This window comes from Neobacillus terrisolis (assembly GCF_051233475.1).
Taxonomy (GTDB): Bacteria; Bacillota; Bacilli; order Bacillales; family Cytobacillaceae; genus Bacillus_BU.
Map to the genome: position 1 here is coordinate 244,402 of NZ_JBKFGH010000008.1, position 24,430 is coordinate 268,831.

General features: G+C 39.2%; 27 protein-coding genes and 1 pseudogene. 5 read left to right on the forward strand and 23 right to left on the reverse strand.

All coding sequences use genetic code 11. From position 1 onward, the window contains the following. Positions 1-276: 276 nt before the first annotated feature. The 18 genes from ACI48O_RS06815 to ACI48O_RS06900 form a co-directional block, all read right to left on the reverse strand. Positions 277-432 carry a hypothetical protein gene (locus ACI48O_RS06815; protein ID WP_435560985.1) on the reverse strand — a complete coding sequence of 52 codons (156 nt, stop codon included), beginning with the start codon at positions 430-432 and terminating at the stop codon, positions 277-279. A 10-nt stretch (positions 433-442) separates the two neighbouring features. Beyond that, the gene (locus ACI48O_RS06820; protein WP_435560986.1) at positions 443-787 is read right to left on the reverse strand and encodes a hypothetical protein; all 345 of its coding nucleotides are present in this window, start codon (positions 785-787) and stop codon (positions 443-445) included. Beyond that, entirely contained in the window at positions 777-1,091 is a 315-nt protein-coding gene (locus tag ACI48O_RS06825) for a hypothetical protein (RefSeq protein WP_435560987.1), read from the reverse strand. The genes ACI48O_RS06820 and ACI48O_RS06825 overlap by 11 nt, the downstream gene beginning before the upstream one ends. Before the next feature lie 11 nt (positions 1,092-1,102). Continuing rightward, the gene (locus ACI48O_RS06830; protein ID WP_435560988.1) at positions 1,103-1,579 is read right to left on the reverse strand and encodes a cytochrome b/b6 domain-containing protein; all 477 of its coding nucleotides are present in this window, start codon (positions 1,577-1,579) and stop codon (positions 1,103-1,105) included. A 1-nt stretch (position 1,580) separates the two neighbouring features. Then, positions 1,581-2,279, reverse strand: coding sequence for a zinc ribbon domain-containing protein (locus ACI48O_RS06835; protein ID WP_435560989.1), 699 nt, complete (start codon positions 2,277-2,279; stop codon positions 1,581-1,583). 36 nt (positions 2,280-2,315) lie between these two features. Then, the gene (locus tag ACI48O_RS06840; RefSeq protein ID WP_435560990.1) at positions 2,316-3,452 is read right to left on the reverse strand and encodes a hypothetical protein; all 1,137 of its coding nucleotides are present in this window, start codon (positions 3,450-3,452) and stop codon (positions 2,316-2,318) included. Positions 3,453-3,664: 212 nt separating this feature from the next. Then, entirely contained in the window at positions 3,665-3,994 is a 330-nt protein-coding gene (locus ACI48O_RS06845; RefSeq protein WP_435560991.1) for a hypothetical protein, read from the reverse strand. A 19-nt stretch (positions 3,995-4,013) separates the two neighbouring features. Continuing rightward, on the reverse strand, positions 4,014-4,223 hold the full coding sequence (locus ACI48O_RS06850) for a hypothetical protein (RefSeq protein WP_435560992.1): 210 nt from the start codon (positions 4,221-4,223) through the stop codon (positions 4,014-4,016). A gap of 71 nt (positions 4,224-4,294) precedes the next feature. After that, a complete protein-coding gene (locus ACI48O_RS06855) occupies positions 4,295-4,711 on the reverse strand; it encodes a zinc ribbon domain-containing protein (RefSeq protein WP_435560993.1) in 417 nt (138 codons plus the stop codon). Positions 4,712-5,082: 371 nt separating this feature from the next. Beyond that, positions 5,083-6,432 (reverse strand): sigma-54-dependent transcriptional regulator, encoded by a 1,350-nt coding sequence (locus tag ACI48O_RS06860; RefSeq protein WP_435560994.1) that lies wholly within the window; start codon positions 6,430-6,432, stop codon positions 5,083-5,085. Between the two features lie 58 nt (positions 6,433-6,490). Continuing rightward, positions 6,491-7,918 (reverse strand): two-component system sensor histidine kinase NtrB, encoded by a 1,428-nt coding sequence (locus ACI48O_RS06865; RefSeq protein ID WP_435560995.1) that lies wholly within the window; start codon positions 7,916-7,918, stop codon positions 6,491-6,493. 197 nt (positions 7,919-8,115) lie between these two features. Beyond that, positions 8,116-8,454, reverse strand: coding sequence for a hypothetical protein (locus ACI48O_RS06870; RefSeq protein WP_435560996.1), 339 nt, complete (start codon positions 8,452-8,454; stop codon positions 8,116-8,118). Between the two features lie 34 nt (positions 8,455-8,488). Then, positions 8,489-9,001, reverse strand: coding sequence for a zinc ribbon domain-containing protein (locus ACI48O_RS06875; protein ID WP_435560997.1), 513 nt, complete (start codon positions 8,999-9,001; stop codon positions 8,489-8,491). A 225-nt stretch (positions 9,002-9,226) separates the two neighbouring features. Then, complete coding sequence (locus tag ACI48O_RS06880; protein ID WP_435560998.1) at positions 9,227-9,496, reverse strand: zinc ribbon domain-containing protein; 270 nt, start codon at positions 9,494-9,496, stop codon at positions 9,227-9,229. Further along, positions 9,493-9,855, reverse strand: a complete 363-nt coding sequence (locus tag ACI48O_RS06885; protein ID WP_435560999.1) for a hypothetical protein — start codon at positions 9,853-9,855, stop codon at positions 9,493-9,495. The genes ACI48O_RS06880 and ACI48O_RS06885 overlap by 4 nt, the downstream gene beginning before the upstream one ends. A 651-nt stretch (positions 9,856-10,506) precedes the next feature. Beyond that, a complete protein-coding gene (locus ACI48O_RS06890) occupies positions 10,507-12,957 on the reverse strand; it encodes a heavy metal translocating P-type ATPase (RefSeq protein ID WP_435561000.1) in 2,451 nt (816 codons plus the stop codon). A gap of 298 nt (positions 12,958-13,255) precedes the next feature. Continuing rightward, positions 13,256-13,951, reverse strand: coding sequence for a hypothetical protein (locus ACI48O_RS06895; protein ID WP_435561001.1), 696 nt, complete (start codon positions 13,949-13,951; stop codon positions 13,256-13,258). Between the two features lie 692 nt (positions 13,952-14,643). Continuing rightward, positions 14,644-16,104 carry a YVTN family beta-propeller repeat protein gene (locus tag ACI48O_RS06900; RefSeq protein WP_435561002.1) on the reverse strand — a complete coding sequence of 487 codons (1,461 nt, stop codon included), beginning with the start codon at positions 16,102-16,104 and terminating at the stop codon, positions 14,644-14,646. A 210-nt stretch (positions 16,105-16,314) separates the two neighbouring features. On the opposite strand from ACI48O_RS06900, the gene ACI48O_RS06905 reads away from it, so the two are divergent. Next, complete coding sequence (locus tag ACI48O_RS06905) at positions 16,315-16,545, forward strand: hypothetical protein (protein ID WP_435561003.1); 231 nt, start codon at positions 16,315-16,317, stop codon at positions 16,543-16,545. 67 nt (positions 16,546-16,612) lie between these two features. Here the strand turns inward: ACI48O_RS06905 and ACI48O_RS06910 are convergent, their stop codons facing one another. The 4 genes and pseudogenes from ACI48O_RS06910 to galE all read right to left on the reverse strand — a co-directional run bounded on the left by ACI48O_RS06910 (position 16,613) and on the right by galE (position 19,550). Next, positions 16,613-17,539 carry a cation diffusion facilitator family transporter gene (locus ACI48O_RS06910; RefSeq protein ID WP_435561004.1) on the reverse strand — a complete coding sequence of 309 codons (927 nt, stop codon included), beginning with the start codon at positions 17,537-17,539 and terminating at the stop codon, positions 16,613-16,615. Positions 17,540-17,911: 372 nt separating this feature from the next. Continuing rightward, positions 17,912-18,232, reverse strand: a pseudogene (locus tag ACI48O_RS06915) (redoxin domain-containing protein); the annotation flags it as partial. Positions 18,233-18,247: 15 nt separating this feature from the next. Continuing rightward, complete coding sequence (locus ACI48O_RS06920; RefSeq protein WP_435561005.1) at positions 18,248-18,412, reverse strand: hypothetical protein; 165 nt, start codon at positions 18,410-18,412, stop codon at positions 18,248-18,250. A gap of 148 nt (positions 18,413-18,560) precedes the next feature. Next, positions 18,561-19,550 (reverse strand): UDP-glucose 4-epimerase GalE, encoded by a 990-nt coding sequence (galE, locus tag ACI48O_RS06925; RefSeq protein WP_435561006.1) that lies wholly within the window; start codon positions 19,548-19,550, stop codon positions 18,561-18,563. Positions 19,551-19,788: 238 nt separating this feature from the next. Between galE and ACI48O_RS06930 the strand changes: the two genes are divergently transcribed. The 4 genes from ACI48O_RS06930 (at position 19,789) to ACI48O_RS06945 (ending at position 22,837) form a co-directional block, all read left to right on the forward strand. Next, entirely contained in the window at positions 19,789-20,088 is a 300-nt protein-coding gene (locus ACI48O_RS06930; RefSeq protein WP_435561007.1) for a hypothetical protein, read from the forward strand. Positions 20,089-20,259: 171 nt separating this feature from the next. Continuing rightward, entirely contained in the window at positions 20,260-21,261 is a 1,002-nt protein-coding gene (locus tag ACI48O_RS06935) for a cation diffusion facilitator family transporter (RefSeq protein WP_435561008.1), read from the forward strand. 253 nt (positions 21,262-21,514) lie between these two features. After that, positions 21,515-22,030, forward strand: a complete 516-nt coding sequence (locus tag ACI48O_RS06940) for a DoxX family protein (RefSeq protein ID WP_435561045.1) — start codon at positions 21,515-21,517, stop codon at positions 22,028-22,030. Between the two features lie 165 nt (positions 22,031-22,195). After that, positions 22,196-22,837, forward strand: a complete 642-nt coding sequence (locus ACI48O_RS06945) for a hypothetical protein (RefSeq protein WP_435561009.1) — start codon at positions 22,196-22,198, stop codon at positions 22,835-22,837. A gap of 109 nt (positions 22,838-22,946) precedes the next feature. On the opposite strand, the gene ACI48O_RS06950 is transcribed toward ACI48O_RS06945, so the two are convergent. After that, complete coding sequence (locus ACI48O_RS06950; RefSeq protein ID WP_435561010.1) at positions 22,947-24,137, reverse strand: PDZ domain-containing protein; 1,191 nt, start codon at positions 24,135-24,137, stop codon at positions 22,947-22,949. Between the last annotated feature and the right edge of the window lie 293 nt (positions 24,138-24,430).

The window sequence follows — 24,430 nt, forward strand, 5'->3', positions numbered from 1 at the left end:
TTTGGGCCAAAAGGGGATGATTTAACAGCTTAACGGACACTGGTTCCGTTATTTACAGAAAAAAGCGCGATTTCCATACGATTTTGGGTAAATAGCGGAATGTATGTCCGCTAAAGTCCTAAAATAGGTGTTTAAGAGTCAAATAGCGGATTCCATGTCCGCTAAAGTCACAACACGGGAATAACCGAGCGATTTTCTCTGCGAATCATCATGTTTTGCCAAATCAACTTGCATACAATTAAAAGAATTTGCTTTTCCTCACGTTATCGAAACTACTTAAATGCCTTTACTGGGGCTTTTTTTCACCCCCTTAGGTTCCGCAGGTTCAAAGATTGATTTAATGACAGCCCATCCGCCTAAACCAAACCCTAAAAATAGGAGAACCAATAATAGAAACATATAAAGCTGTCCTAATGCACCTAATATACCCATTTTTCCTCACCTATTTTATCCAGATTATTGCCAGTATGATTGACCCGCCAATGATGAGTGGGAGTAATAGAAAAATAGTCCCTGTGGTCAGAACACCTATGTTGTATACTGGCGAATTTTCATGATGACCTGCCATTCCATTCATTTGCTGCTGTTGGTCTACAGGATTGGAGAGTAGACTATAAATCGTTGTGTCGGAAGCATGCATTCCCTTCATCATGCTTCCCATACTGCTACCCATCATCGCTGTTTGTGACTTAAACGGTGAACTCCACAAAAGTAGTAATATCGTCGCAGTCATCCCAATATAGATGACGGCCAATCGCCAAAAATTTAACTTCTTCTTATCGAACACTCTTACCACTCCTCCGCAAAAACCTGATCGCAAAGCCTGCTGCGATGCTGAATGCTAACGTAGGAACTACCATAGAGTAAGAGGTTGCCAGAATCCTGACGATTGTACGATTATGTCCTACCCCCATCGTGATTCCCATTATCGAGTTGTGCATGGCACTCATCATTCCGGACATGAATTTCATTCCATCGATTTGTGAAGGTCCCGGTTTAAAAATGGAGATGATTACGCCACTTGCCAGGAAAAGGAAGAAGGTTGTCAGAAACCAAACAAAGACTTTAAACCATGGCTTTTGTTGTATCATGTTCTTCCCTCCTACCTGCCAACTTTCATATCACGAGCCTTTTTAGGCCATAATAGGATGTGACATTTCTTGTATATATGCCAGATGACGCTTGCCAGAACAACATAGGATAGGTACTCATGGACCAAGAGCGGAAAGCTGGTAAAGGACATCCGAAACTCCATACAGAACCAGATTAATGCACCAGTTATGATAAAGATTAATGAGGTAATAAAGATAAACAACTGGTATCCATTTTTCCCTATGATAAGCCAAGCTGATTTTTTCTCATCATTCTTAATCCCTCTTATGACTTCATAGATAACCGAGATAAGAGTAAGGATGACAAAGATGGCTGCGGATACACGGTGTACATAATCTGCAGAGGCTATATTAAAATTTAATAGCCAGCCATAGTTTGCTCCAGTCATCGCGAAGCCACTAATCGCAAGCAAGGCCCATACAATTGCATAAAGCCAATGCATCACTAGATCAAATTTGATTCTCATATTAGTTCGTTCCGTTTTCTTCAGCGATCATTTCTACAACTTCATGTTTGTTAATATCCGTTCCACAGCTCGGACAACATTTCCAGCTTGCTTTTAGTTCTGTGCCGCATGAAGAGCAGGATTCTTTAGCTGACAGAATCGATAGTTTAATATCGTTAAAGTAACGGTCCTTGAAATACATGACTAGACCAGTTCCTAAGCCAATCAATGAAATGGCAGCTACCAATTTTAATAAAATAGAGAGGAGCCCAGCTAATCCAAATCCATATTGATTACTTGCCATACTTGATGTCCCGTGAGCCATTTCAGTCCCACCAGCTGCTGGTGATAACAAATTCATGACAAGAAGCAGGATTAGAATTCCGCCAATTCCAACTAAGACGGACAACACTGGTTTATTTTTTATAGCATCCATGCCCTTAATTGGCTCACCTCCAACGACATGTTTTCTTACAAACTTAATTGCCGCGATGATGACCGCTACAAGCAGGACAATGATTAAAATTTTAGACAGAAGGACAATGATTTGGCTTAATCCTGTCGCTGCACTATAACCTGCAGTGGCTGTATCATGTGCATGCTCCGTCCCTGATGTTCCTCCGCCAAACATAATGCTGAAAGCAAAGGAAAAGGCAAAGAGTCCGATGATTAAAATAGTAATAGTTTTTAAAATAGGATCATTCTTGATGAGGTTCCACATATTTACTCTCCTTTTTAAGTTGTGGACTAAATTACTTTATGAATTTTTCGGTGCTTTCAATAATCTGCTAACATACCCAAACATAGAGATTACAAAAATGAATATAAAGACAATTACCAGTACATTAAATACGGTTGTCATATTGATGTTACTTAAGAAACTTCCACCCATATCCATATCCATGTCCACGCTGGTCATCGTTGGTGAATTTTGGGCAAGATTACTAAATTGAATCGACTGCTGTGAAAAATTATCATTGATTTTATTTAAATCCACTACAGCTATGGCCAGCTTATTAATGCTGTCATGTAGTTGACCCATTTTCTCTTTGTTATACACAAGCCCGTCTTTAGAAACGTACGGATTGATATTAACTAATGAACCCGCTTCGTTAATGTACGTTAATGCTTCAGTTAACTTATTTTTGTTCTGTACTGTCGTTAAAAACTGATTGTTGTAATATTGGGAAGGATTCGTAACACTTGCGCTTGCCATTTCTAGTTGACCAGATAAATTACTCTTAAGCTGTTCTAACAGTTGCATACCAATTGCTACTTTGTAGTAGCCTGTATGAAGCTGTTCCATTTTAGCCGCATCATAGGTTGTCCCCATATTTTCCATTGCAGTTGCCATCGTGCCGTTTTGCGGATAAACATTTACAACCGTATTGCCTTGTGCATCTGTTGTAGTGTTTGATTGATTTTGCGATTGTTGATGGTTCGCATTAGGATCCGTATTAGTAGTTTCTTCTTCGCTAACTTCTTGACCTAATAGACTTAAAGAATCCTTTAACGTAACCATAGCTTTTGCAAGGTCATCTTGATTTTGTAGGACTGCAGTAAGTACTGGTGTTGAATATTGAGTATTTGTCCCGGATGTGGTATCTTCCATCGTCATATTTTCTTTGGAAGAACTTTGTCCCATATCCATGCTATCCTTTGATGAATTATCTTCCATGTTCATTTTCTGTTCGGAAGTATCCGCTTTATTAGTGGTTTTATCTTTGGACTGATCGCTGGTAGATTGATCGGAGTTCATATCCGAACCACTCATATTCATGCTTCCCATCGAACCAGATAGCAAATTATAGGCAAGGAAACCGGACCCGCTTATAATGATCAGCACGAGAAAGACCGCTAAAATTTTACCGAAAACACTATTCTTTGATGCCATTTTTTAACCTCCTAAAATATTTCCTAAGATAAAATACTTTCAAAGTTTTTTATCTTTATTATCTAGCTGTAGTATAGAAATTTTATATGTAGATGAGATGTAGAAAGGGCGTAATTATTGCAAAAAATTTTATATGTGAATAATATTTGTCCAGTTTGCATACAAAAAAAAACCCAGAGCACCGACTCTGGGTTCACATTATTGAATGAGGATTACATCCCCATCATCATGCCGCCTTGCATCTTCATATTGTCCATCATCATGCCGCCACCTTGCATGTTCATGTTGCCGCCTTGCATATTCATCATGTCCATATCATCCATCATCATGCCGCCGCCCTGCATGTTCATGTTGCCTTGCATATTCATACCTTGCGTGCCCATATTCATGCCCTGCACTGTGCCACCCTGCATATTCATTCCATTCATATTATTGTAATATTGATATTGATTAAACTGCGTAATTCCCCAAAGAATGAAGAAGCTTAACACAATACCTGCTAAAGATACACCTGCTAATTTGAACCATGGATTTGTTGTCATTTTTTAAACCCTCCAATAATTAAAATTCATTTTCTACTTGTTTTTCTTCTGTTTTATGTCCTTTAAATGGAGCCTTAAACGCCGCAATGTCTTCTGGAGTGAATACATAGTTTTTTGCTGTTACGATTAACCCTCCAACTAAGCCAACAATAAACACTACAAAAAAGAATTTAATTAAAAATGTTAAAAGCAAGCTTACAGAAACTCCTAATCCAAAACCCGTTACCATAATGAATGTACCTCCTTCTCATCATTTTCGATCTATTGGTTATGGCCGATTTGACTATCACCCATCCAATATTAATGTTTATCTGGATTCACTACTTCTTTCCCACAATTTGGGCACACTTTCCAGTCGGGCTTCAATTCTTTTCCACAAGCATCGCAAGAATTCGTTACTTGATTTATTTTTCCAGAAAAAGAACCCTTGATGGTTGCAATATCTTCAGGCGTAAATAAGTAATTTTTCACAATCATTACCAACCCGACTATTAGTGCAATAATAAAAATGATGAACAGTAGTTGTGAAATGGAAGAACCAAAACTATTCATTCCATAATTGTACATGTAACCATGCTCAGACCCGTTTCTAACTGGCATGTTATATCGAATCGTCATTCCATACCCTGTTGGGAAAAATAAAGCTTTGACAAGCCAAAAAGCAATCAAGCCTAAAACGGAGTAGGCTAAAATTCTTAATCCAGTTTCATTTTTCAATCCATTCACCTCCTAATTAAATTTCGTTACACTAACTTATAATGCAAATTCCGTGCCAAGATGTTTTTATAAGAAGGCTCTGTTATATTTGGCTGTTGATTTCCGCTGCAGGTACTCCCTTTCCGCAGGGGAGTCCGGGAGCCTCCTCGGCGCCATAGCGCCTGTGGGGTCTCCCGTGACACCTTCTCCCGCAGGAGTCTCGCACCTTCCGCTCCAATCAACAGCTTGCTCAAAATCAACATTGATATTTAACAAAGCCTAAAAGAAAAAGGAGGAGATTCATTCAAATCTCCTCCTTTTGTTTATCTTATTGAACTTTTATTTGTGGAGTATTTTACAGCCCCGTGTGAAATATCCTACAGTACGCTATCCTATTTCAAATGAAATTTATCCATTCTATAGATAAGCGCATGTCTGGACATGCCGAGAAGCTTCGCTGCATGGGTCTGATTTCCATTTGATCTTTCTAAGGCTTGTCTTACCAGACTTATTTCTACCTCTTCAAAATTAATCCCCTCTTCAGGCAGGATAAAAAGATCTTTTTTATTTAAAAAAGCCCCTTTGACGATTTCTTTCGGGAGCATCGATGCACGAATGATCCCATCGGCACAAAGAATAACCATTCTTTCAATCAGATTCTCCAACTCTCTTATGTTCCCTGGATAATCATAAGCCTCTAGTAAATCCAATGCGTCCTTTTCAATGATCATTTTTTCTTTATTTGTTTCTTTACAATACTTTCCGATAAAATGCTCGACTAATAAATCAATATCTTCCTTCCGTTCTCGTAAAGGCGGCAACCAGATCGGGATTACTTTTAACCGATATAAAAGATCTTCACGAAACTCACCTTTTTCAACCATCTCTTCAAGATTTCGGTTCGTTGCTGCTATGATCCGAACATCGGATTTAATAACCTCTGTTCCTCCTACTCTTTCAAACTCCTTTTCTTGAAGCACTCTCAATATCTTAACTTGCAGAGTTAAACTTAATTCACCTATTTCATCAAGAAAAAGAGTTCCTCCTTGGGCCCGATCAAATCGACCAAACTTCCTCGAATTTGCACCGGTAAAGGCCCCTTTCTCATGTCCAAACAATTCACTTTCAATTAAGTTTTCTGGAATCGCACCGCAATTTACCCTGATATAGGGCATATCCTTTCGGCTGCTTTTATTATGAATGGATGCGACGATTCCTTCTTTTCCTGTCCCACTTTCACCCATCACTAAAACAGTGGCGTTGGTATCGGCAATCTTGTCAATCATAGTAAATATTTCCTGCATTTTTTTGCTTTGACCGACAATTTTATTGTCAAATTTCTCTGTAGATAGATCTCTCAAGTATTCTATTTCCTTATTTAATTTATCTATATTTAAAGCTTTGAAAATTGTCATCTTTAATTCATTTATATCAAACGGTTTTGAAATATAGTCAACTGCACCAATTTTCATGGCTTCCACTGCTGCGTCAGTACTGCCGTGGGCTGTTATCATAATAACCGGAGTACTGATGTTTATTTTTTTTATTCTTTTCAAAACCTCCATGCCATCGAGCTTAGGCATTCTGTAGTCTAATATGACCATATCCGGAATCTCATCTAAAAATAAATTAAAGGCTTCTTCTCCATCCTCTGCAGAGACTACAGCAAACCCTTCAGATTTTAAGTTTTTTTCAAGTATCCAGCGCATATTTTTTTCATCATCTGCAATTAATATTTTCAAGGTTCTGCCTCCCCAATCTTGCAATCTCTTTTCTCCGTAGCAATGTTTTTTTGTCCCTCTATATTTGGGCGCCGTGGTTGTTAAAAAGTGAATCATCCTCAGTTGGGAACAATAATTCGAAGCGTGTCCCTTTTCCGAGTTTACTCGTTACCTTAATAATTCCTCCATGATCCTCAATGATTCTGTGTACAATGGATAATCCTAAACCCGTACCCTCATCTTTTGTTGTGAAAAATGGAGAATATATTTTCTCCATATTATCCTCAGCAATTCCTTCCCCATTATCCTGAAAAACAACCTTAATCCATTTTTCAGGCAGATACTCTGTCGAAATGAGCAGTTCTCCTCCTTGCGGCATTGCATCAACAGCATTAAATATCAGATTGACAAAAGCCTGCTTAAGTTGTTCTTTGTCCACATTAGCATTTGGAATTTCTCCCTTTTCAAAATCAATCTTTACTAGATGCTGCATCGTATATTTGTTTACAATAATTTGCACATCTTCAATGATTTCATTTAAACAGTAGCTATTTTTTTCATTTTTACTTGGTTTCCCAAATTCCATTAGTGATTTGATCACTTTGTTTGCCCTTTCCACCTCTTCATCGATTACCTTTAACTCAAGGATTGCATCCTTATTTTCCTTCAACTCACTTCGCATCGTTTGTTCAATCATTTTGATGATCGCTAATGGATTTCTAATTTCATGAGCAATCCCTGTCGCGAGTTCACCAACTGTGGCTAATTTATCGTTCCGTTGCATTTGATCTTTAATTTTTTTAATTTCAGTAATATCCTCGAGAATGATTACTAAACCTTTATTTTTCTTCTCTAAACTTAACGGATACGCACCGATTTCTATCGTGATTTCCTTATCATTTATCGATAAGTTTTTTTCAATATTTTTTATAGGCTCGCCTTTTTCCATGGCAGTAAAAATGATTTTTTCAAAATCCTTCCCCGTCGGAAACAGCTCCATAAAGTTCGTACCGATACAATCATTTGTTACACCCAATATATTTTTTGCTCCAGTGTTCAGTGAGGTAATAAAATAATCTTCATTTATCGAGACAATTCCATTACTAATACTTTCAAATATAGAGTTGGAGTAATTTTCGAGAATAACATACTTTTTCAATTGATTGTCAATCGTATTGATAGCCAGATTTTTCCTTTCGACTAAAATACCCGTTATAATCCCGATTGCAAAAAACAACAAAATATCCAAGAGCTCACTTACAGCTTCGCCTTTAAAGCTAAACGATAATAATTTTTGTGGAGAATAAATGATACTTATTACTAATGCCGTTACCGTTCCACCTCGAAAACCAAATTGAAAAGAGGCCAGGATAATCGGAATGAATAACAGCAGTTTAAAAAATTGGTGCAGCGTTGAACTAGCAGAAATTGAATAATAAATATGAAGTCCTGAAATCACCACGACTAGCAGGACAATTAATAGCTTAAAGCCTAATTTGTTTTTCATCCTATCATGACTCTCCTAAAAATGACCCTTTTATAAATAGTATAAATTTCAATTATGTAGATTAGATGTAGACAGATTGTTAATAAAGAAGCTGATGTGAAGATTTTTTGAATAAAAGAAACCATCTAAACAATTAAAACCCAGAGGATATCCCTGGGTTTCCGAATGTTCATGAGAAATCTACATTCTATGCTTACTTAATTCATATTCATATTACCACTTGGCATGTTGCCCATATTCCCTTGCATATTCCAGCCACCCTGCATATTCATATTCGGCATGTTGTTCATATTCCCTTTCATATTCCATCCGCCTTGCATATTCACGTTCGGCATATAGCCCGAATTGCCTTGCGTACTCCATCCCCCCTGCATATTCATACCTTGCATATTACCATAACCGTTCATTTGCATCCCGTTCATATTGTTATAATATTGATATTGATTATACTGTTGAAACCCCCATAGAATTAAAAAGCTAATAATCATACCGGCTAATGAAACAGCTGCTAATTTAAACCAGGAATTCATTTTCATCTAAATCCCTCCATATAATTTATCTTTAGAAACATTACTGACTTTCAGTGGTTTTCTTTTTTCTGCTCTTTTTTAATTCCTTCCCACAATTCAAGCAAATTTTCCATTCCGGATCCAATTCATAGCCACATTCAGGACAAGTTTTTTTGGATTTTTCCGCCTGATTAGGTACCTCCACGAGTGTTTCAGTTGGTTCATTGGTTTCCTCGTCCGAAAGCTTTTCTTTTATATCATTAACCGTGGTGGAAAAACCAAATTTTTCTTTAATTGAATCAAATTCCTCTAAATTTAATAAATTATTTTTTACAATCATTACAATCGCAACTAGTAAACCTACAATAAAGACAACCAATAAAACTTGAATGATCGAAGTGATAAACCCATTAATGCCAAAAGAGTTATTGTAGCCATACGTATAATATCTTGGCATGTTATATCCTACTGACATTCCATATCCTGTTGGAAAAAAGACAGATTTTACAAGAAACAGCACAAATAATCCCAATGTTGATAGTCCAATAATTTTCAGGGTAGGATCCTTTTTCATTTTCTTCACCTCTCTAAAATTTTCCTCTCACTTATCTTAATGCAATTACTGTGCCACATCGTTTTTTCGTTGGTAAAGGCCGTTGATTCTAAAAATTAAGACTCCTTCGGCGTCATGTTGTGCAGTATCTTACAGCGTACTGTTAAATTTTGAACAGTTTGCTGTTTAGTTTTTTGCACATAAAAAAACGCTATCTTGGGCGATAGCGTTTTTTTTGGATTGGATTCAGTTTGGTCCATTATTGTTGTTTTTTAAAGTTTCCTCACAGTAAGGGCAATACTTCCAGGTTACATCTACTAAATTACCACAGCTGTGACACTTCTTTCTTAACGTTTCTTTACATACTGGACAAACGTTAAAGTCTGCTTTCACCGGATTGCTGCAATTAGGACATTTTTTATCGTTAGCACCTGAAAATACAGTGTTATTTGCTTGTTTTTGGATGAAAATATAATAAATTAGAGCCGCAATGATGATTAAAAATAAGAGAGTCACCCATTATTTCCCCCTTTATCTTGCAAATTTTGGCCACATCGAGGACAAATTTTCCATTCATCGCTCTCAATAGGCAATCCGCACTTCTTGCATTTATGCTTATTAGAGCTGAACAGGACTTTATTCACAATGATAAAGCCCACAAAAACGATACTTACGATAAGGATAAAATTAAGGATAAGGTTATAATAATAAACATTATTATTGCTTATCCATTCTCCCCCATGCATTCCCATTCCCATGCCCATCCGCATGCCATAAGAAGTTTGCAGCGTAAAAAAAGGAAGAACAAAGTTATAGATCACGATAATCATGAAAATACCCAAAAATAAGTAAACGATATTTTTTTTAGGATTCATATGAACACCTCTCAAAAGGTTCAGTTTTCAAGTAATAAAATAACTAGATAACGTTCTAATAATATAACAAGCAAGAATCGTACCAAAATTTTAAGTTTTAGAGTTTATAATTAAAAATGATGAGGTTCCCCCCATCATTTTGTGTTTAGATTATATTTTATTATACCGTGGGATCACTTAGAAACGTTCCCTATTTACTAACATTTTTGTAGCAGTTTTATTTTTAAAAGGATTCAGACTTACATTTGTGAAGGATCCATAAAAACATACATCCATAACACATAACCAATTACCGCTGCTACGACCACTCCAGCCGTAACATAAAGCAGATTCATCGTTTTCTTATCCATTTTCCTTCCTCCTTTATAACATATTCATTTTTATAGGTTGCAATTTCCATGCCAAAAATACTTAATCACTTATCTTACTGTAATAACGACCAATACATAGGGTACTGAGCAACCCATGTATTGCAGTTTTGACTTACGGCCTAAATGATATTGTGTAAATTTAAACAAATTACTGTAGAATATTGAACACTAATATAAAAGGCAATATATAGAAACGATACAAAAAAGCTGACTCAAAAAGTTGTTTAACCAACCTTTTTGAATCAGCTTCTTATGTTTCCCTAGTTAATACTCTATAAAACTACTTCGTCACTGGCTTAAAGCCTTTTAATCTAATCGCATTTAACAATACAGATACCGAGCTTAAACTCATTGCTGCTGCTGCAATAATTGGATTTAATAACGGGCCTCCAAAGATATAAAGAATTCCCATCGCAACCGGAATCCCTAATGTGTTGTACCCAAACGCCCAGAATAAGTTCTGCTTAATATTACTAATTGTTTTCTTACTTAGTTGAATCGCAGTCGGCACATCCATTAAATCACTCCGCATTAGAACAACATCAGCAGATTCCATCGCAACGTCTGTACCGGAACCGATCGCAATCCCAATATCAGCTTGCGCTAAGGCTGGAGCATCATTAATTCCATCACCAACCATAGCCACTTTCTTGCCTTGAGCTTGCAATTTCTTTACTTCATTCGCTTTATCCTGTGGTAAAACTTCTGCGAGCACTACGTCAATCCCAACTTGTTTTGCAATGGCCTCAGCCGTTTTTCGATTATCTCCGGTAATCATCGCCACTTCAATCCCCATTTTATGAAGCGCATCAATGGCATTCTTACTGCTTGCTTTCACCGTATCGGCTACCGCGATAATACCGCTAATAGAGTTATTAATCGCAATATACATAGGGGTCTTTCCTTCAGAAGCGAGCTTTCCAGAAGTATCCTCTAATTGGCTAATATCAACATTACTTTCTACCATTAATTTTCGATTTCCTAGTAAAATGGTATCCCCTTCAATTTCAACCTCGATACCATGACCAGGGATCGCCTTAAACTTATCGATCTTTTTGAACTCTAATTTCTTTTCTTCCGCATCTCTAACAATGGCTTCACCAAGAGGGTGCTCAGAGCCTTTTTCCGCTGTTGCAGCGATTTGAAGAAGATGTTCTTTATTGATCCCGTTTACTGTTACAATATCCGTTACCTTCGGTTTACCTTCAGTAATTGTACCCGTTTTATCAAAAACAATCGTTTTAATTTTATGAGCAGTCTCAAGAGCGACACCGCTTTTAATCAGAACCCCGTGCTCGGCCCCTTTACCTGTACCAACCATGATCGCTGTTGGCGTCGCAAGACCAAGTGCACAAGGGCATGCGATAACTAGGACAGAAATAAAGATCGTAAGGGCAAAAATCCCAGACTCACCACCTAAGAAATACCAAGCAAGTCCGCCGCCTAAAGCTAATACCATAACAATTGGGACAAAGATACCAGAAATAATATCGGCCATTTTGGCAATCGGCGCCTTAGAGCCTTGGGCATCTTCCACTAGTTTAATAATTTGCGAAAGTGCTGTATCTTTTCCAACTCTTGTTGCCTTGTATTTAATATAACCGGCCTTGTTTATACTTGCTCCAATAACCTTGCTTCCAGGAGCTTTTTCAACTGGAATACTTTCCCCGGTGAGCATTGATTCGTCAATAGCCGTGTTCCCCTCAACGACTTCTCCGTCAACCGGAAGCTTCTCCCCAGGCTTTACAACAATAATAACGCCGACTTCAACTTCATCGATTGGAATAACTGCTTCTTTTCCATTTCTGATTACAGTTGCCGTTTTCGGAGCCAAGCCCATCAGCTTCTTGATCGCTTCGGAAGTTTTTCCCTTTGTAACGGATTCTAAATATTTTCCGAGTGTGATAAGGGTAAGAATGACTGCAGCTGATTCAAAATATAGTTCATAGGCATAATCTTTGTTCCCTATGAAAATCTGATAGATGGCAAATAAGCCATATAAATAAGCTGCTGACGTTCCTAATGCGATGAGCGAGTCCATGTTCGGACTTCTACGCCACATTGCTGTGAAGCCTGCTTCAAAGAATTTAATCCCAAATAATAACACAACAGATGATAAAACGAGCTGTAAAATGGCAAAGTTTTCAGGATTTGCCATTGGGTCAAGCGGTTCCGGAAGCATGTAACCAAGCATGTGCCCCATTGATACAATTAGCAGAGGGATGGTAAAGATTAAGGAAACAACAAATCTTTTCCAAAGCGATTTGATTTCAGCTTCCTTTCTCTCCTTATCCGTGTCCACACTTACTTCTTCTTCAATGGCTTTATATCCGGCCTTTTCAACTGCCTTCTTTATATCTGAGACGGAAACCTTTGATGTATCAAACGTTACATTCAGTTTTTCAGTGGCGTAGTTTACCGTTGCCTCCATAATGCCGTCCAGTTTTTTTACGGCCCGCTCGCTTGCTCTGGCGCAGGCAGCACAAGTCATACCTTCGATCTTCATAATCTTTGTTGCTGAATCTAGTAAGGCACTATACCCTGCTTTACTTACTGCATTTTGAATATCTGTAACCGTTACTTGGCCCTCATCAAAATCTACATTAAGTTTTTCAGTAGCAAAGTTTACATTTGCTTCTTTTATACCAGGCAATTTTCTAGTGACTCTTTCAACTGCCTTGGCACAGGCTGCACAAGTCATACCTTGAATTTTCAAAACTTTGGTAGCCATGTATCCAACTCCTTTTGTGCTAAAATCCATGATTGATTATTTTAAAATATAATTTGTAATGGTCTTCTAGCCCACTTTACTAATTTTTTATGTAATTCGTATGAAGATGTTTGCATTTATAAACATGTTACGACAATTGTCATATTTGCATGGTGAGTATTCTGGTAATCTGGTTCAATTGTTGTGAGGCTGTTAGTAAAAAACAAATTAAAAAGGCAGGAATTCCATGCATTCTGGAACCCTGCCTTTATTATCTATGTAGTGTATCTATTGTTGAAACACCTTACATTTCAAATGCCTATTGAAGCTGAATATTGTTGTCCTTCACCATTCTCACTTCTTCAACTGTTACCGCACCTTTACCAATTACAGCAGAAGCTTCCGCTGAACCATTTTCAAAACTTGCACTATCTGTAATTTTTGCTTGAACAGTAACAGTATGATTTCCAGATTGAACATCCGGTAAAACAAAGTCAAATGAGTTAGCAGAAACGGTATTTAGAAGTAATGAAATTTCCTCTGGAGCAACAACTGCTAATTCGCCTTCTTCAATAACCCCATCCTGATCTTTATCTACTAAATCCACTTGGCCTTGAAGTGTAGCAGACAATTCTTGTTCTCTTTGACTAAAGATTACATCCCCAGGTGCAGCTTCCTTGCCATCAACTAATACTCTAACTTCAACTCCTGCACTAGCAGTTGATGTATCTTTTACCATATCCTTACTTCTTGCGACAGTTTTCGTATACAATCCACTCTGTAAGCTTACATCTACAAATAAGTCCTTTTGATTCGCAGTCATAATATTAGTGCTAAGAATATCTACCCATTCACCATTAGATTGAGCATTAGCTTCAAGGACACTAAAATCCGCTACTTTTGCTGTTGCCTTTGATGCAGAAGGAGTATCAGTAGCAGCTCCTGCTAGTCCAACAACAGACCCGATAATTGCTCCTGCAGTGACAGTTGTTAACAATGTTTTCTTCAAATTCATTTGTTTCGCCTCATTCCCAAATATTTTGGTAAAATCTTACAATCCTTATTGTAGTTCGTTATATTGAACGAGACAAGAGTTGTATTTTGTCTAATTACGTTTTTTCTTTCGAGGAAGTTTTCCTTTTTTTTACATTTTTACCCGCTTTTCGATGGTGTTTTTTACTAATTGCATTTGGGAGAGTGCTTTATTTTATAAAATCAGTCGAGTTTTGTATTTATTTTCCATTTAAGGGAGTGTTCAAGCATAGGTTCTTGTCCCATATATTTAAAAGTTGTCTCATATAAATAAAACTTGGTCTATAAATTTTTCAAGTTGTCTTATATATTTTTGAAGTTGGTCCATATATTTTAAAAGTTGGTCCATATATTTCGAAAGTTGGTCCATATATTTTTTTACTTGTCTCATATCCACATTTAAACGGGCATAAGCACCTTTCAGTGGGCAAATATTTTTGAAAAAAATAAGGAAATCTTCAAAAATGAGCTGATTTTAATAAAAATTGCAGAGTTCTTTTGAAAATTGACCCAGTTTTGATAAAAAACCCTAAAAAAGTGGAGACTTTTAACAAAGTCAGGTGTTTTTATATCGGCTTCAGTTCAAAAACCTCATTTAGATTTTTTTATGACTACAAAAAACCCACATAAACAAAGAGACAGCCCACAAATGGACTGCCCCCACAAACTCCACACTTATTTCTTCTCAGCTAACCAATTGGCAAGGATTTTCGCATCTGTTTCCGAGACCAAACCGCCAGGCATCATGCCTTTACCATTAATAATGATCTCATAAATATCCTCTTGATGAAGCTTTCCGCCAATTGCTTTAAGACTTGGACCGGACTTTCCTTCCAGGTTCTCACCATGGCAGGATAAACAGCTCTGGCGATAAAGCTTTTCCCCAGCCTCAGCAACAGAGTGGGATCCGCCTGAATGGATTTCTTCACTTGTCAAATCCGTGCCCCCAAGAGCCGAGAATGGCACAAATTGAATTTCATGCGGGATACCTTCAGCAGGAATCTCGGTAATTAAATCACCATTTTCGGTGTCCCACACCTGAACGCCGCTGACAACCTCGCCACCGAGCTGATAGCCGTAGCGCTTGTCCATGCCATGGTTCAATGTCCATAGCTCTTTACCGTCCGGGCTGATTCCTGTATGAGCAGGAATTGTTGTCCCAGTTGAAGTCCACAGAATCTTATGCGACTTCATGTCCACTTTAGATAGTTTATTTCCGCCATAGGTTACAAAAGCGAACTTTCCATCCGGAGTAAATGAAATATGAATTGGACCACCATCAAATTTGATTTCCTCTGTAATTTCCAAAGTTTCGGCATCGATGACCACAACCTTCTTAGCTCCGCCAACTGCAACCCAGACTTGCTTTGCATCCGGTGTTAAATTGACCCCATGCAAGCTGCCACCAACAGAAATATTCTTGATGATTTCATTCTTTTTCCAATCTAGCACCGCCACTTTATCTTCTTGGTCAATACTAGCAAATAAGTACGGGGAATCAATTGCTTTCCCATCCCAATACATCGACGGAGTTATATAATCGGTTCCCTTTCCCGAAGGAATGTCCTTAATTTTCCGCTTCGCTTGAACATCAATTACTGAAATCGTGTCACCATATTGATTGGCAACGTACAAATATTTATCGTCTGGAGATAAGGCAGAATGGTGCCCGCCAAAACCTGCTGGGACGCGCCACAATTCCTTAAAGGTTTTTGGATCCATTGCAATCACATAGGAAGGCTCATCATAGTTGAACCAGTCAACTGTAAACATAAGTTTAAAATCTTTTGTAAATGTAATCGCATGCGTGTCATGAAGGTTTGGGTATTTTTGCTGTGTGCGCTCCAATTTTGGTCCGCCAGCATCAATAGCCGTTAACATCTTATGGAACTTCGCATCAATGACCCAAATTTTATTACTTGAACCACCGCCGACAAAAGCAATGCTGTTACTACCCAGCCTGCCGCCTGCTAATGTTTTTTCAAAATCATCATCTTTTTCTTCTTCCGCATGCTGATCCTTTTCCTTTTTGTCTTTATCGGCTGCGTCATCATTATTACCGCAACCAGCCAGCATTAGCATAAACATAAGTAGTGCTAAATAGCTTAGTTTTTTGTACTTAGGAACCTTTTGCACGGTGAATACCTCCCCAATTAGTTAAGTGTTGTGGATTGCAAAATGTCAGTGCCTGTTCTGTTATTATGGTTAAAAAAATAAACAAATATTGAACTATTTTTCTTTTTAAAAAATAAATATGAAACTTCATACCATCTTCATAGGACCTCCATACAATCTGCATGTTTAGGTTATATTCTAAAAGCAAGAAATGAGAAGGAGTGGTAACAGATGAAAAAAATCATAGTTGGAACATTGTTTACAGCTTTTATATTAGGATCAGCTACATTTGCATTTGCGGAAGGAAAAGAGGATAAAGAAATTATTAACTTCGGTCAAATGAAACCGCATATGGAGGAAATGCACCCTGATTTATCAACCAAGGAATTAAAGGAAATGTTCGATTCATGCCACGGCAATGAAGGACAAGCAACAGAACAAAATATGATGAACAAACTTTAATAAAATGCTACAAAAAAACATGCCCGGGTTCCCCCTCTTGGGCATGTTTTTTTAAAATAAACAAATTTTAATTACACGTGCCATGCGGACTCGCACAGCCGTTTACTTCATATTCAACCTGAATCGTGCAATGATCAATCCCAAATTGATCGTGGAGTGTTTTCTGGGCTTGATGAAGGACTGCATCATGAGAGCTTCCATCTGTTACTGAAACATGACAGGTTAACATCGGCATTCCCGATGTAATCGACCACACATGTAAATCATGGACGTTTTTAACGTTTGGAAGCGTCATTAAAGCTGCTTTGATTTCTTCCGCTTCGATATTTGTGGGAGCCCCTTCCATTAAAATGTGTAAAGAATCCTTGGTTACCCGCCAACCGCTAACAATAATTAGTAGTGCGACAATCACACTGGCAATTGGATCGGCGATGCCCCATTCGAAGAAATAAATGAGCAGGGCTGCGATAATCGCTCCAACTGACCCAAGCATATCGCCAATGACATGAAGAAAGGCGCTGCGGACATTTAAGTTTTCATCCTTATCTCCGCTCATTAAAATAAAAGCAGCCCCGATATTCACTAAAAGACCGAGAACGGAGATGGACAGCATTCCCATGCTTTGCACTTCAGGCGGATCCTGGAAGCGTTGATAAGCCTCAATAAAAATGTAGATAGAAATGAGAATCAGCGTAAGTCCATTTAACGCTGCAGCAATAATCTCAAATCGTTTGTAGCCATAGGTTTTGCTGATTGTCGCTTTCCGTTGACCAAGCTTAATCGCAAAAAAGCTTAAACCAAGTGCAGCAGCGTCACTCAACATATGCCCTGCATCTGAAAGCAGGGCTAAACTATTGGTTACGATTCCGCCAATTACCTCAATAATCATAAACGCAGCAATCAGAATAAAAGACCAAAATAACGCTCTTTGGTTTCCAGAGTGGTGATGATGATGGTGACCATGGTCATGTGAGTGGCCGTGGTGATGCCCCATATTTTCAAACTCCTTTAATATATATTGGATAATTTCAATTTCTTATAATCCATGTTATTCAAACCAATGTTTGATTGTCAATCATCTTTTTGAAGAGGACGTCGCTTTTTTGTTTTTGGCTGTGTTAAACGTGACTGTTGATTTCCGCTTCAGGCGCTTGCTTTCCGCGGGGCGGGCGTTGAGCCTCCTCGGAGCTAAAGCTCCTGTGGGGTCTCAACTGTCCCGCTGCTCCCACAGGAGTCAAGCGCCTTCCGCTCCAATCAACATTGTGTAAAAAATCAACACTGAGCTTTAACACAGCCTTGTCTTTAAAAGCAAAAAAAGCCAGCTTTTCGCTTCAATAAAGTGAAAAGCCAACTTTCTTAATAAGCCTTATTTTTGGTTCGCTATTTCTTCCGCAGCAAATGAGATAATGCTTTCTGCCTCATCGCCAAATGGATCAACAACTTGTGAGTGCAGGACATTTCCCGCTTTATCAAGAACCGCAAAGCCGCGCAAGGACTTAGGTGCACTCTTGTCCACCATTTCTGCTTTTCTGATTAACACTAAATCTTCATCTGAAATAAGTGGGTAATCCAGACCAAGTTCATCCTTCAATTCCTTGTGATCATCCACAGTCGCTACACTTACAGCATAAATATTACCAGGAAATTGACTAAACAGTTCCTTTTTGTTTTGCAGCTCGACCAGCTGCGATTTGCAGTAGTCTCAGGTGTTTCCGGTAAAGAAAAACACTAATGCTGGCTTGTCCATATTTTCAAATGATACATTTTTTCCATCCTCATCTGGAAGTGCAATAGGACCATCATTACCACATCCGGTCATAATCAAGCCAACCATTAGCAGCAAACAAAGTAAAATATGTTTCCGCATCTTTTTCCTCCTCAGGTGTTATTCCACTTAAGTATATGGTTTACGCAAGTGTTATTTTTATGTAATTTGTGAACGGTTTGTTGCAATCTGTTAGGGGAAAAACAGAAACCGGTTTTGCCACTTTTTGACTAGACCGGTTTTATTATTTTTACTTGTCTCCATACCCGCGTGGATTGGCCTTATGCCAATTCCATGCCGTTTCGATAATCGTTTCAAGTTCGTTATACTTTGGTTTCCAGCCGAGAACCGTCTGTGCTTTTTCAGAAGTAGCAATCAACACGGCAGGATCGCCGGCGCGTCTTGGGCTGACCACCTCCGGAATGCTGCGGCCTGTTACCTTCCTCGCGGTTTCAATAACCTCTTTCACTGAGAACCCTTTACCATTACCAAGATTGAACACATCGCTCGTTTCATGATTGCGCAAATGCTCGAGGGCAAGCCAATGTGCGTTCGCTAGGTCCATGACATGAATATAGTCGCGGATACACGTACCATCTTCTGTTGGATAATCATCGCCAAAGATGCTAATCGCTTCACGTTGCTCTAGAGCCACCTGAAGAATAATCGGAATGAGGTGGGTTTCCGGATCATGGTCCTCCCCGATCATTCCATCCGGATGAGCACCGGCTGCATTAAAGTAGCGAAGTGAGATCGACTTCAGTCCATATGCCCCGTCACTCCAACGGAACATTTTCTCCATCGCCAACTTCGTTTCCCCATATGGGTTAGTTGGAATGGTAAGGTCCTGTTCCTGAATCGGAATTTGTTTAGGTTCACCATACGTTGCCGCCGTTGAGGAAAACACGATCTTCTTGATGTTGTGATCGATCATCGCCGAAACAAGTGTATGGGATGCAATTAAGTTATTTTCGTAATATTTGAGCGGATTTTGGACACTTTCACCAACAAGTGAGCTCGCAGCGAAGTGAATGACCGCTTCAATTTCATGATTGCTGAAAACTTTATTAAGAAACTCGCGATCATGCAGATCTCCATGATAGAATGTTCCGCCGATAATTGCCTTTTCGTGACCCGTTTGCAGATTATCAATAATAATGACTTCTTCGCCATGATTTAATAACTCAACGACGGTATGACTGCCGATATAACCGGCACCGCCCGTAACTAATATTGCCATTGTATAGTGTGCCTCCTGCGTATGTGTTTTTAGTAGTTTAAAAATAAAACTATGCTTATGTATTGGGAAAAATTACTTCACAAGTGTACCATATTCATATTCCATTTCCCACGGAGAGAGTCCTCCCAAGAGTACGAAGTTTGCCCCAAAACCCGAGTTTCGTTCAAAATGTCGTAATAACTGTTTCGTTTCCGACACGAACACCTCCACTATAATAAACTTGTGGAGGTGAATTCCAATGAAAAAAATCATTTTATCGATATTATTAGGATCCACTCTTTTTGGAATGGGCGGAGCCGTTTTAGCTAACACGCTTGATGTTGAGCAAAGAACTTCAATCGAAAGTAACGTCCAGCAAATGGTTGATCGCTGTAAAGAATTTATGGGCGTGAAAACTGACGATCCATCAGGAATGACCTGTGAAATGCAAGGGACCACTACAGAAACTGGGGCTCCTTATGAGCTAACTACTCCGGGATCTGCAGAACCTGACCATTGTTTAACAGAAGGTGCAGACAAGGATAAGGTAATCGATTAATACCATGCCGCCGGTACTTAACCCCTAATAAAAGCCCGAGGACTTTATTCAAAAAAGTCCTCGGGCTTTATTTTTTATAAAAAAAGTCCAACTTGGGTTTTTCAAAAAACTTCATATTTCAATAAGCAAAAAGGGATACTAACGTAAACTCATTTTTTGGAGGAAATATTCGTGGAACATACTGCTGAACGAGACAATTTCTTAGCTTTGATAAAAAGAGGGAATAAATCCTCCGCAGTCGCGATGGCTGGAAATGCGGTAATCGCCGCGACGAAAGGGATCGCCGCTTCGATGAGCGGAAGCGGGGCAATGTTTGCATCAGCAATGCACTCGCTTGCAGATACAGTCAATCAAGGCTTTGTGTTTATCGGAAGCATTTTATCTGAGAAGAAACCGACAAGTCGCTTCCCGACCGGGTTCGGGCGCGTCATCAACATATTTTGCATGATTGCCGTCATTGTTGTAACGATTATGGCCTACGAAACCGTTAAAGAGGGCTGGCATCTTTTACAGCACCCTGCGAATGTCAAAGGCGGTCTTTGGTTAAACATCGCCGTCCTCCTCATTAATTTGTCAATTGACGGGGCAATTTTAATAAAAGCAATGAAGGAAATCATTGTGGAAACGAATAGTGCAGCAAAAGGACAAGGGATCACATTAGGAGCCTTTAAAAATGTTGGCCGGGCCGCACCGGCAACACGTTTGGTGTTTTACGAAGATTTAGTAGCCGTTACCGGGGCATTGCTCGCTCTTTTTGCTGTCGTCGTTACTGCTTTGACAAATTTTGATGCTCTCGACGGGCTGACGACGATGTTAATTGGGCTGTTAATGTTTGGTGTAGGATTTCGGGTCGGATTTGACAATATGGTCGGCTTAATTGGAGTGGCTGCACCAAAGGATATTGAAGAAAAGGTCGTTAAGATGATTTTTAATGACCCTGATGTTACCGACATTAATAAAATTCGCATTACCCAGGAAGGCCGCTATTACCATGTGGACAGCTATGTTGAATTGCGTCCGGGCCTTTCATTGGCGGTTGCCGATGATATCAAATTTCGAATAAGGGATATGTTGATGAGTGATCCCGATATTTCTGATGTAACGATTGGAATCCTTGAAGATGACGGGGTAAAGGATTGGCCGCCTCCAAATCGCGAGGAAGTCGTGAATTAAGTTCGGTAAGTCCTCTCTGCCTGTTTTATTTTTTCGCAAGTTTTGCATAAAAAACAGCATAAAACCAAATATTATGAAAGAAGTAGGACTATAAACAAAAGGAATTGGTTATAAGTAGCTTTGGTGGTTGGATGTGGCACATTTCACAAAATTTTCAATATGTTTTAAACACATTGTGAACTTGTTTATAGTTTTTACTATCTGTGCGTTGCATTTGATATAGTTAACTCAAACATATCGAAAGGAAGGGAATATCATGGTAAGTTTTTTAAGAGAAAATAGTATTGCCGCAGCAATTTTAGCAGTTATTCGTATATTTCTAGGTTATTCTTGGTTAACAGCAGGATGGGGAAAACTCTCTGGTGAAGGCTTTGACGCTACAGGATATTTACAACATGCTGTTGCAAACCCTGTAAAAGGTCCGGATGGCAGCTTAGTCTATGGCTGGTATGTTAATTTCCTGGAAAATTTCGCAATCCCAAATGCCGGTTTGTTCAACGCCCTTATCCCAATTGGTGAGTTTTTAGTCGGACTAGGATTGATTCTAGGCTGCTTCACAACAGCAGCAGCGTTCTTCGGCTTAGTCATGAACTTCTCCTTTTTCCTAGCCGGAACAGTATCTCATAATCCAACCGATATTTTCTTAGGTTCACTTATCCTATACTCCGGTTATAACGCTGGACGATACGGCTTAGACCGCTGGGTCATTCCATTTATTCGCAGAACATTCTTCAAAAATCGCGACAATTTAGCACCAAAGACGACCTAAAGTAATAAACCCCTTAAGGAGTTGTGACTCAGAGTACCCCCCTGACTCACAACTACCTTGAAGGGTTTTTTTATGTTTTACGAAAACTTTATCTTTTTCATAAAGCAAATTAATAATCACATTGTATCGTTAACATTGTAAAAGCCAACTTTAGGGGGTTAAGCGTTGAAACACTTATACTTCTTTTTAGTATTGACTGCTGTAATCGTGAGTTTTTTACATGTGGGCAACCATGGTCGTGGTACCCAAATGACTGAACGCGTGCAAGCGGCACAGGTAAGTCCGGTGAACATCCCTAATAATCACATACCCGATGATCACTCATTAACCGGACCCGGTCAAACTGTTAGGGGCCACCAAGGCGAACTAACATTATTAGCTCGAAAACCGGTATATGATGCCTATCACCTTGGTGGTGTTGCGCTCATCATTAATGAAGTAAAGGTCATGCACTTTATTCCAAATGTAAGTGAAAGAGATTTTTTCAATTCTTATACTACGGCAAAAGAGTTTGATTTTATCAAAATAGACATTGAAATCGTGAACGAAAACCCAAAGACTGTTCAGTTTAATCCGATTGAGACAATACAAATTGGCAACGAGAGCATTAGCTTGAAGGACCTGTTCGGTGATGCCGGGATGACCGGACTAATTGAAGGTGGCGAGACCAAAACAGGACAGCTTTGTTTTATTAAAAATAATGATGCTAACGTTGATAAAATAGAGATTGCCACGAGTGACGTCGTTGGAGTGAATGAGGAAATATTAAATGAAGCGATCGAATTGGAGATCAACATGGGGCCGTAATGGTCTTTTTTATTGTAAACAAAAAAGAACAATAGGAAAACTAAGTTCCCATTGTTCTTTGGAAGTAAGTATCTATAATATATGCAAGTCGATTTCATATTGTGCAAAATTAAATAGCTGCTTGGCTGCTTTTCTTTTTCTCATCCAAAACAAAAAGGATGCCAAGCTCGTGATGATCTCCTTCATACAATGCACGCTGGACGAAGCGAACTTCACCATTTACATCGAGCACCTCAAGCTTACAATGCGCCCGGTTCCGCTGGAGCGCTTCATAAAAACCGCTCTCATCACGGACCAATTGTCCATTCACCTTCGAAATCACTTCCCCAACCTTCAGCCCCATTTTGCTAGCAGGAGAGTTTAATAGGATCCCGAGAATCATCAAACCATGATTTTGTTTTGAAAAATAAAACGGTAAATTTCTTTCACCAATTCGCTGGCTCCATGTAATGACTTCCCGAATCATAATGGCTAGTACAGGAAGCCCAACCGCGGCTATCGGTAAAAAATACGTGCCGGCAGCGAGCAGTGTTGTCACTACTCCAAGAGTGATGACCCGCTTCCCATGCGCACGGATAGCCTTGATCGGGAGCATGGCTTGAATTTGTTGATACATGCCGACCGCAAACGGAACTAACAGGAGAGAATACGTCTCCCCACCCAGGGCGAATGTCGGCCACCATGAGAATGGAAGCTGGAGTGCATCATCAGGAATAAGCAGAAACACCGGCAGCAGCCACGCTCGTTTTACTTCGTGAACTCCCACCCTTGCGCCACGCTTGCCGTAAATTAATTTTGGTGACGTCCCTTTTTTTCCGTTCCATAGTATGAGGATTCCCTCAGCTATAATCAGTAGTCCAAGTAGAATGGCGATAGCTGGGTAGGCCAGATCATTCAGTTGGATTGTTTCAAAATACGGAAGCGGCATTTGTTGCCACTCGATTGCCATTAATAGCAGTAAAGCTATGCCCACTGTATAAACTGGTGATATCAGGCGGGTTTTGGTTGTGAAACCCAGTAATATTGTAATAGCTGCCGTCAGGACCACTGCCTCAAACGGAATAACCACTCCGACCGCCACGATGATCAGCGATAGTAGGAGCCCGACAACCAACCCATTTGGCAGCAGTTGGCGCAGCTCAAAGTATGCGTTCTCGACCCGGACAGTAAAGTTCTTGCGCTCGCGCTTAACTCGACTAACTCCCAAATATGCAGCTAAGAAAAATAACAAGTAAAACACCGGATGAAGGAACATCTTTCCCGTCCCGATTAGAAATTCCAATAGCCAATCTTGTGCCACTTAAATGCCACCTGCCCCTGCGTGTGTATAAAACCGAAATCTATTACTATATATTCTAACAAAAATCAAGCATAAAACCTATTACTAGTTTTTTCAATTTAAAGACAAGATTTGGGTGGTGGTCGCTGGCGGTTCGCGTTTTAATTGGTTTTTTCGGTGCTGAATTTCGCGAATTTTGGCGATATATTTTTGTATTTTGATAGGTTTTGTTGTTGTGATGAGTGATGGTTAGCGTTTTTTTGTTTTAGGAGTTGGATTTTGGGGTCTGTATGTGGTTTATCGGCGGTTTCCGG